General features: G+C 39.0%; 17 protein-coding genes. 13 read left to right on the forward strand and 4 right to left on the reverse strand.

Translation table 11 applies throughout. The features are described 5' to 3' along the window. Positions 1-137 precede the first annotated feature (137 nt). From ppsA to alr, 12 genes are all read left to right on the forward strand, one after another. Complete coding sequence (gene ppsA / locus RMB03_RS09105; protein ID WP_171066174.1) at positions 138-2,525, forward strand: phosphoenolpyruvate synthase; 2,388 nt, start codon at positions 138-140, stop codon at positions 2,523-2,525. Between the two features lie 64 nt (positions 2,526-2,589). Beyond that, positions 2,590-3,345: an RDD family protein gene (locus tag RMB03_RS09110; RefSeq protein WP_017392069.1), complete on the forward strand. Its 756-nt coding sequence runs from the start codon at positions 2,590-2,592 to the stop codon at positions 3,343-3,345. Positions 3,346-3,661: 316 nt separating this feature from the next. Next, a complete protein-coding gene (gene cyoA / locus RMB03_RS09115) occupies positions 3,662-4,714 on the forward strand; it encodes a ubiquinol oxidase subunit II (protein WP_005039597.1) in 1,053 nt (350 codons plus the stop codon). Positions 4,715-4,717: 3 nt separating this feature from the next. Then, positions 4,718-6,709, forward strand: coding sequence for a cytochrome o ubiquinol oxidase subunit I (gene cyoB, locus RMB03_RS09120; RefSeq protein ID WP_003652474.1), 1,992 nt, complete (start codon positions 4,718-4,720; stop codon positions 6,707-6,709). 4 nt (positions 6,710-6,713) lie between these two features. Further along, positions 6,714-7,334 carry a cytochrome o ubiquinol oxidase subunit III gene (cyoC, locus tag RMB03_RS09125; protein ID WP_004643324.1) on the forward strand — a complete coding sequence of 207 codons (621 nt, stop codon included), beginning with the start codon at positions 6,714-6,716 and terminating at the stop codon, positions 7,332-7,334. After that, a complete protein-coding gene (locus RMB03_RS09130) occupies positions 7,334-7,663 on the forward strand; it encodes a cytochrome o ubiquinol oxidase subunit IV (protein ID WP_005039594.1) in 330 nt (109 codons plus the stop codon). Before cyoC ends, RMB03_RS09130 begins: the two co-directional genes overlap by 1 nt. 10 nt (positions 7,664-7,673) lie before the next feature. After that, the gene (gene cyoE, locus RMB03_RS09135; RefSeq protein ID WP_311075511.1) at positions 7,674-8,552 is read left to right on the forward strand and encodes a heme o synthase; all 879 of its coding nucleotides are present in this window, start codon (positions 7,674-7,676) and stop codon (positions 8,550-8,552) included. A gap of 184 nt (positions 8,553-8,736) precedes the next feature. Further along, entirely contained in the window at positions 8,737-9,120 is a 384-nt protein-coding gene (rpsF, locus tag RMB03_RS09140; protein ID WP_003652481.1) for a 30S ribosomal protein S6, read from the forward strand. An 11-nt stretch (positions 9,121-9,131) separates the two neighbouring features. Then, on the forward strand, positions 9,132-9,359 hold the full coding sequence (rpsR, locus tag RMB03_RS09145) for a 30S ribosomal protein S18 (RefSeq protein ID WP_004791454.1): 228 nt from the start codon (positions 9,132-9,134) through the stop codon (positions 9,357-9,359). Positions 9,360-9,367: 8 nt separating this feature from the next. After that, a complete protein-coding gene (gene rplI / locus RMB03_RS09150; RefSeq protein WP_004700828.1) occupies positions 9,368-9,814 on the forward strand; it encodes a 50S ribosomal protein L9 in 447 nt (148 codons plus the stop codon). Positions 9,815-10,012: 198 nt separating this feature from the next. Beyond that, positions 10,013-11,458, forward strand: a complete 1,446-nt coding sequence (gene dnaB / locus RMB03_RS09155; protein ID WP_005039587.1) for a replicative DNA helicase — start codon at positions 10,013-10,015, stop codon at positions 11,456-11,458. Positions 11,459-11,490: 32 nt separating this feature from the next. Further along, on the forward strand, positions 11,491-12,561 hold the full coding sequence (alr, locus tag RMB03_RS09160) for an alanine racemase (protein ID WP_311075517.1): 1,071 nt from the start codon (positions 11,491-11,493) through the stop codon (positions 12,559-12,561). A gap of 60 nt (positions 12,562-12,621) precedes the next feature. On the opposite strand, the gene RMB03_RS09165 is transcribed toward alr, so the two are convergent. From RMB03_RS09165 to RMB03_RS09180, 4 genes are read right to left on the reverse strand one after another with little or no spacing between them, the layout of a single operon-like run. After that, the gene (locus tag RMB03_RS09165; protein ID WP_005039584.1) at positions 12,622-13,356 is read right to left on the reverse strand and encodes a proteasome-type protease; all 735 of its coding nucleotides are present in this window, start codon (positions 13,354-13,356) and stop codon (positions 12,622-12,624) included. A gap of 16 nt (positions 13,357-13,372) precedes the next feature. After that, positions 13,373-14,152 (reverse strand): transglutaminase family protein, encoded by a 780-nt coding sequence (locus tag RMB03_RS09170; RefSeq protein ID WP_017392067.1) that lies wholly within the window; start codon positions 14,150-14,152, stop codon positions 13,373-13,375. A gap of 2 nt (positions 14,153-14,154) precedes the next feature. Then, a complete protein-coding gene (locus tag RMB03_RS09175) occupies positions 14,155-14,751 on the reverse strand; it encodes an alpha-E domain-containing protein (RefSeq protein ID WP_005039582.1) in 597 nt (198 codons plus the stop codon). Between the two features lie 22 nt (positions 14,752-14,773). Continuing rightward, positions 14,774-16,324, reverse strand: a complete 1,551-nt coding sequence (locus RMB03_RS09180; RefSeq protein WP_017392065.1) for a circularly permuted type 2 ATP-grasp protein — start codon at positions 16,322-16,324, stop codon at positions 14,774-14,776. Between the two features lie 227 nt (positions 16,325-16,551). On the opposite strand from RMB03_RS09180, the gene RMB03_RS09185 reads away from it, so the two are divergent. Beyond that, positions 16,552-17,559 (forward strand): YafY family protein, encoded by a 1,008-nt coding sequence (locus RMB03_RS09185; protein WP_056481013.1) that lies wholly within the window; start codon positions 16,552-16,554, stop codon positions 17,557-17,559. Positions 17,560-17,921 lie beyond the last annotated feature (362 nt).

Genomic DNA, 17,921 nt, shown 5'->3' on the forward strand with positions numbered 1-17,921 from the left:
CTTAAACATTTGTCTTAGTACTATATAATCTTTATAGTAAACTGATCTTACATGACTGTCGCTTAGTATAATTCTCAACTAAGCACTTTATTTTTATAATTTCATGCCAAGATAGACATTAATACTGCAAAAGTGGAGTGAAAACTTTGGAAGCGCGCGTAATCGGTCTAGAAAAATTAGGGAAACACGATGTCGAACTCGTAGGTGGGAAAAACTCATCTTTGGGTGAAATGATCAGTCATTTATCAAATGCTGGTGTATCGGTACCAGGCGGTTTTGCAACTACTGCTGATGCCTATCGTGAGTTCTTAGATCAAAGCGGTCTTAACGCTCGAATTCAAGCAGAACTTGCTCAACTCAATGTTGATGACGTAAATGCTCTTGCAGAAACAGGTGCTAAAATTCGTCAATGGATTGTAGAGACTCCACTCACTGCAAGCCTAGAACAAGAAATTCGCGCCGCTTTTACAACACTTTCTAATGGCAACCCAGAAATCGCGGTTGCCGTTCGTTCATCTGCAACTGCTGAAGATTTACCAGATGCTTCATTCGCAGGTCAGCAAGAAACTTTCTTGAATATTCGCGGTATTGATAACGTTCTTATTGCGATTAAAGAAGTATTTGCTTCTTTATATAATGACCGTGCAATTTCTTACCGTGTACATCAAGGTTTTGACCATGACGTCGTTGCACTTTCTGCAGGCGTTCAGCGTATGGTTCGTTCTGAAACTGGCGCTGCGGGTGTAATGTTTACACTTGATACCGAGTCTGGTTTCCGTGAAGTTGTATTTATTACCGCATCTTATGGTTTAGGTGAAATGGTTGTACAGGGTGCAGTTAACCCAGATGAATTTTACTTATCTAAACCACTATTAAATGCAGGTAGACATTCAGTTTTACGCCGCAACCTTGGTTCAAAACACCAGAAAATGATTTATGGTGAAGAAGGTTCTGCTGGTAAATCTGTTGTCGTTGTTGATGTTGAGAAACAAGAGCGCCAACAATTTGCTTTAAATGATCATGAGTTACAAGAACTAGCCAAACAAGCGCTTATTATTGAGCAGCACTACGGTGCGCCAATGGATATCGAATGGGCGAAAGATGGCGATGATGGTCAAATTTATATTGTTCAAGCTCGTCCTGAAACGGTAAAAAGCCGTCAAAATGTAGGCACAATGGAGCGCTATCTTCTTAAACAAAGAGGTACTGTTCTTTGTGAAGGTCGTTCAATTGGTCAACGTATTGGTTCTGGTAAAGTCCGCATCATTAGCTCAATTAAAGAAATGGACAAAGTTCAAGAAGGCGACGTTCTTGTATCAGATATGACCGACCCTGATTGGGAACCGGTAATGAAACGTGCCGCGGCAATTATTACTAACCGTGGTGGTCGTACATGTCACGCGGCAATTATTGCTCGTGAACTTGGTGTACCTGCTATTGTAGGTTGTGGTAATGCAACAGAAGTATTGACTGATGGTCAAGAAGTAACTGTTTCTTGTGCTGAAGGTGATACTGGCTTCATCTACGAAGGCGCTTTAGATTTCGAAGTTCAACGTAACTCAATTGAATCTATGCCTAAGCTTTCGTTCAAAATTATGATGAACGTAGGTAACCCAGACCGCGCGTTTGACTTTGCTCAAATTCCAAATGAAGGTATTGGTCTTGCTCGTCTTGAATTCATTATTAACCGTATGATCGGCGTGCATCCTAAAGCGCTACTCAACATTGATAGCCTACCTCGTGAAACTCGTGCTGCAGTTCTGACTCGTACTGCTGGTTATGCTTCACCTGTAGATTTCTATGTTGAGAAATTGGTTGAAGGTATTGCGACTCTCGCTGCTGCATTCGGTGACAAGCCAGTTATTGTTCGTATGTCTGACTTCAAATCAAATGAATATGCAAACTTGATTGGCGGTAAGTTATACGAGCCTGAAGAAGAAAACCCAATGCTCGGTTTCCGTGGTGCAAGCCGTTATGTATCTGATAACTTCCGTGACTGTTTCGAATTAGAATGCCGTGCACTTAAGAAAGCTCGTGATGAAATGGGTCTAACCAATATTCAAATCATGATTCCTTTTGTACGTACTGTATCTGAAGCAAAACGCGTTATTGAGTTACTAGCACAAAATGGTTTGAGACGTGGTGAGAACGGTTTAAAAGTAATCATGATGTGTGAATTACCAACTAACGCCCTGTTAGCTGAACAATTCCTAGAGCACTTCGATGGTTTCTCTATCGGTTCGAATGATTTAACTCAGTTAACACTAGGTCTTGACCGTGACTCAGGTATTGTTTCACACCTGTTCGATGAGCGTGATGCAGCAGTTAAAGCACTTCTTTCAATGGCAATCCATGCCTGCCGTAAAGCGGGTAAATATGTAGGTATCTGTGGTCAAGGTCCTTCAGATCATCCCGATCTTGCAAAGTGGTTAATGGAACAAGGTATTGAGTCTGTTTCTCTTAACCCAGACTCAGTTTTAGATACATGGTTCTTCCTTGCTGAAGAAAAAATCAAACAAATCTAATATGTTATAAAAAAAGGCCCATCCGTGGGTCTTTTTTCATCTTTAGAACAGAGAATTTTTATTTATGCAAATTTACTTGGCACGTAATAATCAACAAGCTGGGCCTTACACCTTAGAGCAAGTAAATCAAATGTTGGCTAGCCAACAGATTTTGTTAACTGATTTAGCTTGGCATGAAGGCATGACAGAATGGAAAGCTTTAGGAGAATTAACCCAAGGTAAACTTGTATATCAACCTATCGGTTATTCTGCACCTGTCATAAACACAAACAGCTCACCTAATGAAACGATTCGTCAAATTCGTGTAGAGCCTAAAATTCACGAACTTGCCTCTATTCCATCTCGAGCTTTGGCAAAAATTATTGATTTATTGCTTTGGTTACCAATAGCTGCAATTCCTTCTTTTTTCTTTAATGAATCTCAGTATAAGCAATTATTTGAGTTGCAAAAACAAATGCAATCAACTGAAGTTGCTTCAACTAAAGCAGCAGAACTACAACACCAGCTTTTCACTTTAATCCCTATAGAAGCTTGGCATTCTATGCTTGTTTACGTCGTAATCATGCTTGCAATTCAAGCCTTTCTTTTAACAAAGTTTGGGCAAAGTATAGGTAAGAAAATTGTTGGAATTAAAATTGTAGATGCCGAGAGCAATGGTAAAGTTAATTTAACTCGCATCTTCTTATTAAGAAGTATTGTTTTCATCATACTCAACTTGCTGTTTATGCCTATTAGTACAATTATTGACTATGCTTTTGCATTAGGGCAAAAGCGACAAGCGCTACATGACAAAATTGCAAGAACAAAAGTGATCAAATGATAGCGAATGACTCATTCATTTAAGGTCTAAAAAAAAAGGAGGCACCTCGCCTCCTTTTTTCTATAGAGAGTTGATATTTAAATAAAAGCTCTATAGAGATTAGATACCCTACAAAAAAAATCGGGTTTTAAAACAATTATTTCAGGCTACTTTATGTATAGCTTAGTTTGTCGATATGAGGCATAATGCCCTACAACGTAGCGGTGTCATATAATTGAGAAGTCTAAATTTAAGGATTAGCGTTCTCAATCATGCGACACTTTAATCGCTATCCCATATTTAATTAGGGAATGGGACTCTTCACCGAGGTTGTAAAATGAGACAAACGATTTTAGCTGTATTGTCTTTATCAACGCTTGCCGCACTTTTGACTGGGTGTGGTGGTGATATGGTACTTCTAAACTCTAAAGGTCCAGTTGGTCAAGGTCAAAGTGACCTTATGATGACTGCGATCTATTTAATGTTACTTGTGGTGATTCCTTCAATCATCATGGCATTATGGTTTGGTTGGAAATATCGCGCGTCAAATAAAGATGCAGACTATAAACCTACATGGGCACACTCAACTACAATTGAAGTTGTAGTATGGGGTATCCCTGTCATTATTATTGGTATTTTAGCTTGGTTAACTTGGTGGGGTTCCCACAAGTATGACCCATACCGTCCTTTAGAATCAGATAAAGCTCCTTTAACTATTCAAGTTGTTGCTGAACAGTTTAAGTGGATCTTCATTTATCCTGAACAAAACATTGCAACAGTTAACGAAGTACGTTTCCCTGAAAAAACTCCGTTAAGCTTTAAAATCACCTCTAACTTTACAATGAACTCATTCTTCATTCCACAGTTAGGCGGCCAGATTTACGCAATGGCAGGTATGCAAACTCACCTTCATTTGTTAGCAAATGAAACTGGCGTATATCGTGGTTTCTCTTCTAACTACTCAGGTTATGGTTTCTCTCAAATGCGTTTCAAGGCGCATAGTGTTACAGAGCAACAATTCAACGAATGGGTAGCAGCTGTAAAAGCTGGTAATGGTTCTACTATTAATCCAGAAGCAGTTCAAAAAACTACGCTTGACCAAGCTGAATTAGCAACCTTACGTGATGGCGATCGTTCTAAGCACCAAATCGAGCATTTAGTAAATCGTGCTAAAGCTGCTGGTGACGAAGAAGCGCTTGCTAAAGCTGAAGCTATGAAACCGTTCCCGACTAAGCCACACCCTGTGACTTATTACTCTTCAGTTGAACCAAAATTGTTTGAAACAATTATCAACCATTATATGAGTAACTATCATGGTGTTGACCACTCTGCTGCGCATGCAACAGCTGACACTCATGCTGCAGCTGAACACGCTGCTCAAGGGGAATAAGACATGGATATGATTTTTGGTAAACTGGGTTGGGACTCTATCCCGACAGAGCCAATCGTGCTTGTCACCATGGTCCTTATGGCACTTGGTGCAATTGTTGTGCTTGGCGGTATCACCTATTTCAAAAAATGGGGATATTTGTGGAATGAGTGGTTTATTACGGTAGACCATAAAAAAATTGGTATCATGTACATTCTTGTATCTGTGGTCATGCTTTTGCGTGGTTTCGCCGATGCAATTATGATGCGTCTACAACTTTTCCTCGCTAAAGGCGGCGGCGAAGGTTATCTACATCCAGACCATTACGACCAGATCTTCACCGCACACGGTGTAATCATGATCTTCTTCGTAGCAATGGGTCTCGTTGTTGGTATGATGAACATCTCTGTACCTTTACAGATTGGTGCTCGTGACGTTGCATTCCCATTATTGAACTCTTTAAGCTTCTGGTTATTCGCTGGTGCTGCTGGTTTGATGATGCTTTCACTTGTATTAGGTGAATTTGCTGCGACTGGTTGGATGGCTTACCCTCCTCTGTCTGGCATTCAATATTCTCCTGGTGTAGGTGTTGACTACTATATCTGGGCACTTCAGGTTTCTGGTCTAGGTACGCTTTTATCTGGTGTTAACTTCTTCGTTACCATCATCAAAATGCGTGCACCTGGCATGAAATTGATGGATATGCCTATTTTTACGTGGACTTCACTTTGTACGGCTGTATTAATTATTGCATCGTTCCCTGTATTAACAGGTACACTTGCAATGTTAACTCTAGACCGTTACTTCGGCTTCCATTTCTTCACAAATGAGCTTGGCGGTAGCCCAATGCTTTATGTGAACTTGATCTGGACATGGGGTCACCCTGAAGTATATATCTTAGTATTACCAGCATTTGGTCTATACTCAGAAATCGTTGCAACCTTCTCTCGTAAAGCGTTGTTCGGTTACAAGTCTATGGTGTATGCAACTATCGCGATTACTGTTCTTGCGTTCGTTGTATGGCTTCACCACTTCTTTACCATGGGTGCTGGTGCGAACGTTAACGCGTTCTTCGGTATCATGACCATGGTTATTGCGATTCCTACTGGTGTGAAAATCTTCTCTTGGTTATTCACCATGTATAAAGGTCGCATCACCTTTACTACTCCAATGTTGTGGACGCTTGGCTTCCTTATAACATTTGGTATCGGTGGTTTAACTGGTGTACTTATGGCTGTTCCACCTGCGGACTTCCTTGTACACAACTCATTATTCTTGATCGCTCACTTCCATAACGTAATTATCGGTGGTGTGGTGTTTGGTATGTTTGCCGGCATCATTTACTACTGGCCAAAAATGTTTGGTTGGAAGCTCAATGAAGCATGGGGTAAAGCTGCGTTCTGGTTCTGGTTCTTCGGTTTCTATTTTGCATTCATGCCACTTTATATCCTTGGTTTCATGGGTATGACTCGTCGTTTGAATACATATGACAACCCAGAATGGGATCCTTACCTTGCAATTGCATTATTTGGTGCTGTTCTCGTTGCGATTGGTATTGCATGTTTCTTAATGCAAATCATTGTTGGTTTCTTACAACGCAAAGACAACATGGACCTTACAGGCGATCCATGGGATGCACGTACGCTTGAATGGGCGACTTCTTCCCCTGCTCCGTTCTATAACTTTGCGCATGAACCAGATGCAAGCGGCATTGACCGTTTCTGGACTGACAAAGAAAATGGTGTAGCATACGCACGTAACACTAAATATGAAGACATCCACATGCCGACTGATCGTGCTGCTGGTTTTGTCATTGCAATGTTCATTACGATCCTTGGCTTTGCACTCATTTGGCATATTTGGTGGCTTGTTGTTGTTTCATTCGTTTCAGCTGTTGTTAGCTTGATCGTAAGCTCATTCACTAAGAATGTTGATTACTATGTTCCGGCTGCTGAAGTTGAGCGTATTGAAAACGAACGCTATGCTTTACTTGAAAAACACTTGAAGAAGGACTAAGGAAATGGCTGAAGTACTTCATCACGACAACCACGGCCACGATGGTCATCATGAACATGATGATACCGACTTAACGGTCTTTGGTTTCTGGACATACTTGATGAGTGACTTGATTCTTTTCGGATCACTCTTCATTGCGTTCGCTGTATTAAGCAGTCATATTCCACCAGGAACTCCAAGTGCATATGACCTGTTCCATGACTCATTAGGTTACGTGTTAACTGAAACATTTGCCTTATTGATTTCATCGGTAACTTTCGGTTTTGCTGTACTTGCATCTTATAAAAAGAATGTAAATCAAGTCATCACTTGGTTATTTATTACATTCCTTTTTGGTGCAACGTTCATTGGAATGGAACTTTATGAGTTCCATCACCTTGTACATGAAGGTCATGGTCCAACTCACAGTGCATTCTTATCATCGTTCTTTACTTTGGTTGGTACACACGGTATCCACGTAACTTCTGGTTTAGTGTGGATGTTGGTCTTGATGTATCAAATCAAAACTAAAGGTTTGACATTACCGAATACACGTCGTCTAGCTTGCTTAAGCTTGTTCTGGCACTTCCTTGACATCGTTTGGATCTGTGTATTCAGCGTCGTTTACTTACTGGGAGTTCTCTAATGAGTAGTCATGACCATAATGCTGCAGGTGCGTCACACGGTAACTTTAAGCAATACACTGTTGGATTTATCCTTTCTGTTATCCTCACCATCATCCCGTTCGGGATGGTGATGGCTGGTGGTTTCAGTCGTGGCATCTTAGTTACAGTAATTGCAATCACTGCTGTTGCTCAGGTTCTTGTACAGCTTGTGTACTTCCTACACATGAATACATCATCTGAACAACGCTGGAATATGATTGCATTCATCTACACAATCTTATGTATCGCTGTACTTTTAATCGGTTCTGTGTGGATTATGAATTACCTTCACTACAATATGATGATCTAAACTGATTGTCATGTTGAAAAAATATCTATTCCTGACTAAACCAGGAATTCTCTTCGGTAATTTCATTACCACCTTGGGCGGCTTTTTCTTAGCCGCCCAAGGCTCTATAGACATCTTATTATTACTACTCACCTTACTTGGAACAACTTTAGTTGTTGCTTCTGGTTGTGTTGTAAATAATGTTATAGACCAAGATATCGATATCAAAATGCAGCGCACGCAAAACCGTGCATTGGTCAAAAAAACCATCTCTCCTACTGTTGCACTTATGTATGCATTTGTTCTGGGATTTATCGGTTTTAGTATTTTGTGGTTCGGTGTAAATGCTTACGCTTTCTTGTTTGCAATAATTGGTTTTATTGTCTATGTCGGTTTTTATAGTTTGTGGACAAAACGTACCTCAATCCATCAAACCGTAATTGGTAGTATTTCCGGAGCGAGTCCTCCTGTTATTGGTTATACAGCAGTAACTCATCATTTTGATGTAGCCGCCTTACTTTTGTTTTTGGCTTATGCGCTATGGCAAATGCCACATTCATGGGCAATTGCTATTTATCGTTTTGACGATTACAAAAATGCGGGAATCCCCATTCTGCCAGTTGCACGTTCTATTTATCGCACGAAAGTAGAGTGTGTCATTTATATTCTGTTGTTTGCAGCCGTATTGAATGGTTTATATTGTTTTGGCTATACCAATATATTTTTCCTAGTAACCTTTAATGCATTAACAGCATATTGGTTATATTTATCAATTATTGGATTTAAAGCTGAAAATGACCAACTTTGGGCTAAACGTTTTTTCCTTTACTCGGTCATATTAATTACCCTGTTAAGTTTGAGCTTTAGCTTTACCTATCAATCCCCTGCTCCAAATCTTCCTCTCTTTTAAATAAGGGAGGATTTCCTCCTTCTAGTAAAGAAATTTTACTTTTCTCATCAAAAAATTTGTTTTTAGTCGAATTTTTACCTATAATTCAGCCTTCGCAAATTTTGCGACATAACTTATTAAGTTATGACTCCTTGCTTCTAATTTTTTATTTATTAGGGGCTGTTTAAACCGTAAGGAGCTGACAATGCGTCATTACGAAATCGTACTTTTAGTACACCCAGATCAAAGCGATCAAGTTGTAGGTATGGTTGAACGCTATATCTCTCAGATCAAAGAAGCTGAAGGTCAAATTCACCGTTTAGAAGATTGGGGCCGTCGTCAATTGGCTTACCCAATTAACAAAATTCACAAAGCACACTACATTCTTATGAATGTTGAATGTGGTCAAACTACGCTTGATGAGCTAGAAGAATTATTCCGTTATAACGACGCGATCATTCGTAACCTTATCATCCGTCGTGAACACGCAATCACTGAAGAGTCATTGCTTGCTAAAAGTGCTGAAGAAAAGCGTGCGCGTAAAGCTCAACGCGAAGAAGCACAGCAAGTTACTCACGAAGCTGAATAAGGAGAACATCAATGGCACGTTTTTACCGTCGTCGCAAGTTCTGCCGCTTTACAGCTGAGAATGTTGTGTACATCGACTACAAAGATATCGACACTTTAAAACAGTACATCACTGAAAACGGCAAGATTGTTCCTAGCCGTATCACTGGTACTAAAGCTCGTTATCAACGTCAATTAGCACTTGCTATCAAACAAGCTCGCTATTTGTCTTTGATTCCGTACACTGACAACCATAAGTGAGGTGATCTGTGGACGTTATCTTATTACAACGCATTAAAAACCTTGGTAAATTAGGCGATAAAGTATCAGTTAAAGCTGGTTACGGCCGTAACTTCCTTATCCCTCAAGGTAAAGCAGTTGCAGCTACTGAAGCTAACACTGCTGCTTTCGAAGCTCGTCGCGCTGAACTTGAGAAGCAAGAAGCTGAAATTTTAGCTGCTGCTCAAGCACGTGCTGAACAATTGAATGAAGTTAACATCGTTATCACTGCTAAAGCTGGTGACGAAGGTAAACTCTTCGGTTCTATCGGTACTCGTGACATCGCTGACGCTTTAACGAATGCTGGTCTTACAGTTGACCGTGCAGAAGTTCGTTTACCGAATGGCGCGCTTCGTCACACTGGTGAATTCAACATCGCAATCCAATTGCATCATGATGTTGTTGCAGAAGTTCTCGTTACTATCGTATCTGAGTAATTTCTCATCAAAAAAAGAGCATGCTTTTGCATGCTCTTTTTTTATGTGCCCTATTTTTAAAATAAGATATATTAATTCCTGATCAGTTCTTTAGTTTAATTGGTTTTTTAATTAGGTAGTTTATTTAATTTTGTTTTAAGATAGTTCTCGGCCTCACAGGCTATTTGCGTACACCTTTCTTTATCATCAGGTCCAATTATGTCTCAGGCGAATGCCAGTTCTTTAACCCGTTCATCTCCAACAGAAAATAAGACGAGTGAATCAGGTCAACTTAAAGAGTTTCGCACTCCTCCACACAATTTAGCCATTGAGCAAGCTGTACTTGCTGCACTAATGACAGTTGCCGAATCTTTCGAGCAAGTTAGTGATATGTTAAAAGAAAATGATTTCTATGCGACTCGCCATAAATATATTTACCGTGCAATCGAAAAACTCGCACAAGAAAATTCACCTTATGATGCGGTCTTAGTTAGCGATTGGCTTTTAAAACAAAATTTACTTGATGCTATTGGTGGCGAAGAATATTTAATGCAACTTATGGCTGATTCACCATCAAGTTTCTACAACTTGGAAACTTATGCCACCAAAATTAAAGAATTCTCTACACTTCGTAGTATGATCAAAGTCAGTACTGAAATTTTACAAAATGCTTATGACACAAAAGGTCGAGGTGTTAGTGAAATTCTAGATCTAGCAGAAACCAGTATTTTCTCTTTAGCAGAACAGCACAATAACAATAAAAAAGATGCAGGTCCTAAATCTATTAGTTCTGTTACCGCCGATGTAATTAGTAAACTTGATGAGCTTTCAAAACTAGATGGCAATATTACTGGTTTAACCACAGGTTTCTTAGAACTGGATAATAAAACATCTGGTATGCAAGCTGGTGACTTAATTATTGTTGCTGCGCGTCCATCTATGGGTAAAACCACTTTCGCCATGAATTTGGTTGAAAGCGTTCTACAATATAACAAGCTACCCGCTCTGGTATTCTCAATGGAGATGCCAGCAGACTCAATTGCGATGCGTCTTATTTCTGCAATGGGTAAAGTTCACCAAGGACATTTACGTTCGGGGAACTTAGATGCTGATGAATGGACCAAAGTTACTGGCACAATTTTGCAGCTTCAACAAATGCATTTGTATATTGATGACTCATCTGCCCTACCTCCAACGGAACTTCGTGCCCGTGCTCGACGCATTGCCAAAATGCATGATGGTAAAATCGGCTGTATCATGGTCGATTATTTACAGCTCATGAAAGTTCCTGGCATGGGTGATAACCGTGTGGGTGAGATTTCAGAAATTTCACGTAGCTTGAAAGCCTTAGCAAAAGAAATGCACTGCCCTGTTATCGCACTTTCCCAGCTTAACCGAAGTCTGGAAAACCGACCAAATAAACGCCCAGTAATGTCAGACTTACGTGAATCTGGTGCGATTGAGCAGGATGCCGACTTAATTATGTTTATTTACCGTGATGAGGTTTATAACAAAGAGTCGAAAGAAGCTGGTACCGCAGAGATTATTATTGGTAAACAGCGTAACGGTCCAATTGGTTCAGTTCGCCTTGCTTTCGAAGGTCAATATACTCGATTTAGTAATCTCTCTCCTGAGTATTACAGCCAATATGATGATGAAGAATAAACTCTATCTCTAGCCCAAAGGAGTAAATGAGGGTGCGCCAAGCAACAGTTTATATTGATCGCCATGCGCTTCAATATAATTTAAACCGTGTCAAACAACTCGCAGCAAATTCAAAAATTGTAAGTATGGTCAAAGCTAATGCTTACGGACATGGAATCAAAGACTGTTTAGCAGCCTTAAATGCCTCAGATGCCTTTGGTGTCGCCTGCCTACAAGAAGGTTTAGAAATTCGCGAACTTGGATTTCAACAACCTATTACTTTAATTGAAGGGGCATTTTCTGAAGATGAAATGCCTATTGCAATTAAGCAAAAATTTGAATGTGTGATTCACCATCAACAGCAGTTTGAATGGTTAATTAAACATAAGCAAGAATACATCGCTCAAGGCTTAAAAGTCTGGGTTAAGCTTAATAGCGGCATGAACCGTTTAGGATTTAAAGTTCCTGAAATTATTGAAGTCATTAAAACTTTAAAATCTGAAGGCTTTACCTGTGTACTAGCGATGCATTTCGCAAATGCAGATGTGGACCATCCACTCAATGAGCAACAAAAACAACAATTTTTACAGGTTAAGCAAGCTTGTGATCCTGTTTTAGCATCTTGCTGTAATTCTGCTGCTATTTATAAATGGCCAGAATTACATTTTGACTATGTTCGCCCGGGCATTATGCTTTACGGCGCTTCGCCTTTTGCAGATAAAACAGTACATGATCTTGAGCTAAAACCAGTCATGTCCTTTACAGCAGAAGTGATTGCATTGAATCACATTCAAGCTGGAGCACATGTAGGTTATGGTTCAACCTTCTGTGCGCAACAAAAAATGGATATTGCAATAGTTTCTATTGGCTATGGTGACGGATATCCGAGAGCTTATATTAAACAAAATTATGTAGCGATTAATGGGCAATTATGTCCTATAGTCGGCAGAGTCAGCATGGATATGCTTGCAATTGACGTTACAGCTATTCAAGTTAAATTAGGTTCTCAAGTCGAACTTTGGGGAGCACACCGCCTGGTTGATGATGTCGCCGATGCAAACGGAACAATAGGATATGAATTACTCTGTCGCTTAAGTAATCGCCCTATTCGTAAAAGCAGTTAAATAATAAAATATAAAAAAAATCCAAGCATGCTTGGATTTTTTTATCAGCTTTTAAAAATTTTATCGCCAGTAATCATCAGTCGGTTTTGGCAATTCTTGCAAACCACGGCGTAAAGTATCGGACCATTGTTTACTAATTTGTGAAAAATACGGATCATCTTCGGTAATTCGCTTACCCACCGGAATAATGAAACTATCTTTATTGTAAACCAATGCATCAAGCGGCAAGCCAACAGAAACATTTGAGCGCAAGGTTGAATCAAAAGAAATCAAACTACAACGTAATGCATCATCTAGCGGCATCGCATAATATAAAGCACGATCCAAAATAGGTTTTCCGTATTTGCTTTCTCCTATTTGAAAATAGGGTGTATCCGTAGTTGCACAAATAAAATTACCTTGCGGATAGACATTATAAAGCTGCATTTCACCGCCTTTAATTTGCCCACCTATTAAAATACTACACGCATAATTCATTTGTTCTTGAGTGTCTGAACTAATATCCTCTAAAACACTTTTTAAGGTTTTACCAATCAGTTCAGCCGCCTCAAACATCGTATTGACACTATATAAGTTAGGTTCTTGCTGCAAAGTGAGAGCATTTTGCAAATGACCTATAACAGCTTGTGTCGTTGCTAAATTACCTGCTGTTTGTAAAGCCATGAAACGCTCTCCAGTAACGCCGAAAGTATGCAATTTTCGGAACACAGAAATATGATCAACTCCTGCATTAGTTCTCGTGTCACTAATAAACACTAAACCTTGTTCCAATCTAAGCGCACAACAATAGGTCATTTCATTCTCTTTACATTCAACATGCCAACACTTGAACCACAGACATCATGTTTTCCACTCCACCTTGCTCTCTTACACCACGAATAGGTGCAACATCGAGATAATCACGACCAACTGCAAGATAGATATGATGTTTGGGTGTAAACAACTGATTGCTTACATCAAAACAATACCACTGATTTTCTAAAAATACTTCCGCCCAAGCGTGACTGGCAAGGTGGGGATAATTTTGATTAAATAGATAACCAGAGACATAACGTGCTGGTAATTGTAGCGCACGACACATCGCAATTAAAACATGTGCATGATCCTGACATACACCTTGTCCAGCATGAAATGCTTCTGTCGCAGTCGTCTGAACCGATGTACTATCAGGTTGATAGAGTATTTGTTGTAAAATGTGTTCACTTAATAATGCAATATGCTGTCGGTCTTTAACAGTTACAATTTTTTTGGCAAAGTCCAACATTTCTGGATCACATCGTGTAGCTCCTGTAATTTGCAAAAACAAATTTATCGGTGTAGATAAATCTACGCAACCAAGCTCCCTATTTTGAAGTTCAATGATACCTTGTGCCATAAATGTAAGATGCTGATATTCATAACGCTGACTGGCCGTCATCCATACATTATTAAATATATCCCTTTTTATCGTTTTTTCACCTGGTACACTAATCGCCCAATTCATAACATGTTGATGGGGTGATGTTTGAGGCATCATTTTAATATACTGAACGCTATTTCGAGCAGTTTCAGTATAGCTATAATGCGTTTGATGATTAACCATCAATTTCATAATCAGACCTCAAACATATATTCCAACTGCTGCGTAAAAGTATAATAAGCATCCCAAGTGGGTTGTTGCCTGAGAACTTGCCAATGCTGATCTACTTTTTTCCAATCTAAATTGCCAAGTCTTCGTACTAAAACATCAAGTTCAGAAATAAGAGACGTTAACTCCTGACCAAAACGCAGTTCTATATCAAATTGTTCTACTTTTTGACCAAGATCAAAAAACAAACAAACATCGTCATGCTCTGCCTCAATTATCTGAGTACATTGTCCAACAACCTTTCTTACAGCGTCAGGTTGAGCTTGAATCATCTTGAGAGCATTGTTTAATTCTGCATAAGCATTTGATGACAATACGCCTCTTAACTCCTGAATATTATCTTTAGCAACAACGAACTGGTTCAGTAATGAAAATGTTTGCTTCTTGTCTAACATATAGTGATTTAGTAATTCAGCATTTTCTATATCCAGACCAAATGCTGCTGCAAATTGTGTAGCTTTCTCATCTTCTGTAAAAGGTAAATGATAGACCGCAAATTTAACTCGCATTAAATAACGGCCTAACCAATATATTTGATGCGCACTCGAATTGAGTAAAACCATAAAGTTCCTCTTTAACCCACAATTAGGAATGTAATGTTTCAACCACCCATGTATCTTTTATGCCACCGCCTTGTGAAGAATTTACGACTAAGGATCCGGCCTGCATAGCTACACGTGTTAAGCCCCCTGGCACTATCTCTGTCCGATAAGGTGAACTTAATACAAATGGACGTAAATCGATATGTCGTTCAGCCACTCCGCCAGTTGTTAGCGTAGGAGCAACGGATAAAGCCAATGTAGGCTGCGCAATATACATGTGGGGTGTAGCAATCAATTTTTTTCTAAAGTCATCAATCTCACAAGAGCTTGCCTTAGGACCAATTAACATGCCATAGCCCCCAGAACCCTGTGCTTCTTTAACTACCAATTGCTCAAGATTAGAAAGAACATAATCTAAATGTTCTTCTTTACGGCACTGGTAAGTAGGTACATTTTTTAGAACTGGCGTTTCACCCAAATAATATTGGATCATTTGATCAACATAAGGATAAATAGATTTATCATCAGCCACCCCTGTCCCAGGTGCATTCGCAATTACAACATTTTTTTGCAAATAGGCAGACATCAGACCTGCTACTCCAAGAGCACTATCTGGTCGAAATGCCAAAGGATCTAGAAAATCATCATCTAGACGGCGATAAATTACATCTACTTTTTGACGTCCACGAATGGTTTTAACAAAAACTTGGTCACTTTCTACAAATAAATCCCGATTTGTAACCAATGGCACATCCATTTCTCGGGCTAAAAAAGCATGCTCATAATAAGCACTGTTAAAGCGACCAGGTGTTAACACCACAATAAAAGGCCTGTCCGCAGGTGAATTTTCCTGCAATATTTCTTTTAAAAGTTTTGGATAATGCTCAATTCCCTGTAAATTATTGGTTGCACATAGCTCCGGCATCAATTGCTGACTAATATTTCTGCTTTCGATCATATAAGAGACACCAGAAGGTGTTCTTAAATTATCCTCAAGTACAAAAAATTCTCCCTCGCCATCACGGATAATATCAATTCCGCTAATTTGTGAATAAATTTTACCTTTCAGAGAATGTTTAAGCATATGTGGCTGAAAAGCATCATTCCCCATAATTTGTTCTTCGGGAATGAGCTGTTCTTTTAAAATATGTTGTCCGTGATAAATATCATCTAAAAAGTAATTTAATGCTTTAACACGCTGCGCACAGCCCGAAGCTATTTTCTCCCATTGTTTTTTTTCAATCACCCTTGGAATTAAATCAAAAGGAATTGTTCGCTCTGCACCTTCTTTATCACCATATACGTTAAAAGTAATGCCGTGATAAAGAAAATGTTGCTTCGCTTGAGCATTCAATTCTTTTAATTCATCTAGAGTACGGATACTCAACCATTGCTCAATTTTTTTAGAAGCCGCACCATTTGATGTTACATCATCAAGCATCTCATTAAAAAACTGTGATTTTAGCTGCTCAAATAGGTTGGTTTGTACGGAAATATGTTCTAAAAAAGAGGTTGGGTTAATGAGTGCCGTAGTTGTCTGCTCTTGTATAAAAAAATCATTATCTATATGTAATTCATGCTCTTGTTCTGACATAACCACCTCGTCTTATCATTTATCTATATTTCATTTTTAAATAAGCAATTTCAGTGCCATTTATATATCTTTAATATTTTTACGGTGCTTTGTTATAACTTTCTTCTTCTAAATCTTAACATTGATTGTAAAAGGACCTATAAACCGAATCTGACAAACTTGCTAAATGTGTAAAGATTTTTTATTGTGTTGACACCAAAGCAGTTGGATATAGATGTATTACGCTTATGTCTGTAATAGAAAAAGAAACTTCAAATAGTTTATATCGCCAATGGCAGATTTTATCTCGCCTCCCTACCGGTAAATGGATCGGGACACGGGAATTACAAGAAATGCTTGAACGTGAAGGTATTGATATCAGTTTAAGGACTATTCAGCGTGATTTAAACCAAATTGCTCAGCGCTTTCCAATAGAAAGTAATAAGGCTGTACCTCAAGGCTGGCGGTGGCAATCCGATGCGCCTATTCAGAGTTTACCTCACATGACTAGCTCTCAGGCAGTAACATTTATGATGGTTGAGGAACATCTTAAACACTTACTTCCACCAAGTCTGCTTGATGAGATGGGGCCTTGGTTTGATTTGGCTAAACGCAGTCTCTCTACACAAAATAATGTTAGGCAATGGATTAACCGAGTACGCATCGTACCAGCAAGCCAACCCCTTATTCCTCCTGTAGTGGACCGAAATGCCCAACAAGCAATTTATGAAGGTCTACTCCAAGACAAACAAATAGAATGTATTTATCGAGCACGAGTCAATCAGGGCGAGGACAAAACCTATATTTTAAATCCTTTGGCTTTGGTACAAAAAGGTGCGGTAATTTATTTAATTTGCACACGACATGATAAAACTGAAGTTCAAACGTTTGCCTTGCACCGTTTTAAATCAGCAAAAGTCTTAGATAGTCGAGCACTGCATCCTGTCAATTTTGATATTGATCATTATATCGATTCAGGTGCCTTAGGTTTTAGAGTGGACTACAAACAGCCAACTGAATCAATTCAACTCACATTAACCATGACAGAGCAAACTGCTAGAACTTTCTATGAAAGTCAGTTAAGTAAAGACCAAACCATAATCCCACTTGAAGAAAATATCGTAGAAGTTACAGCAACCGTACCTTTTACATCTCAACTGGTGTGGTGGTTACGTAGTTTTGGTAAGAAATTACTGCATATCGAACCAGTGCAGGTACACAACGCTGTGCGGGAAATTGAATCTGAGAGCAAATAGACATAAAAAAGAGAACCATAAGGTTCTCTTTAGATTTTGAATTATAATTTTCTTAATTTTATATTGGCTCTTATATTTATACTTGTTTTCAGATCAATGTGTTCTCCCCCTACAAAACTGATCTGCTCTTTCTTTTTCGCTATTTTGAACATGAGCATTGGCATGCCATTTCATCTCTATTGTAGCGAATTGATTTCATTGTCATGGTTAAAGCCCTCTTGTTTGAACGTGAATTTAATATAACTGGCTGCTTGAAATATGTGAAATAAGAAAAAAAGGAAGCGAAATCTATTTTCTTCCTTAGGAAGTTTTTATATATTTTTGAACAGAAAATAAAAAAGCCCAGTCTTAGCTGGGCTTTT

Origin of the sequence: Acinetobacter sp. V91_7 (genome assembly GCF_031799075.1) — a bacterium.
GTDB lineage: Bacteria > Pseudomonadota > Gammaproteobacteria > Pseudomonadales > Moraxellaceae > Acinetobacter > Acinetobacter calcoaceticus.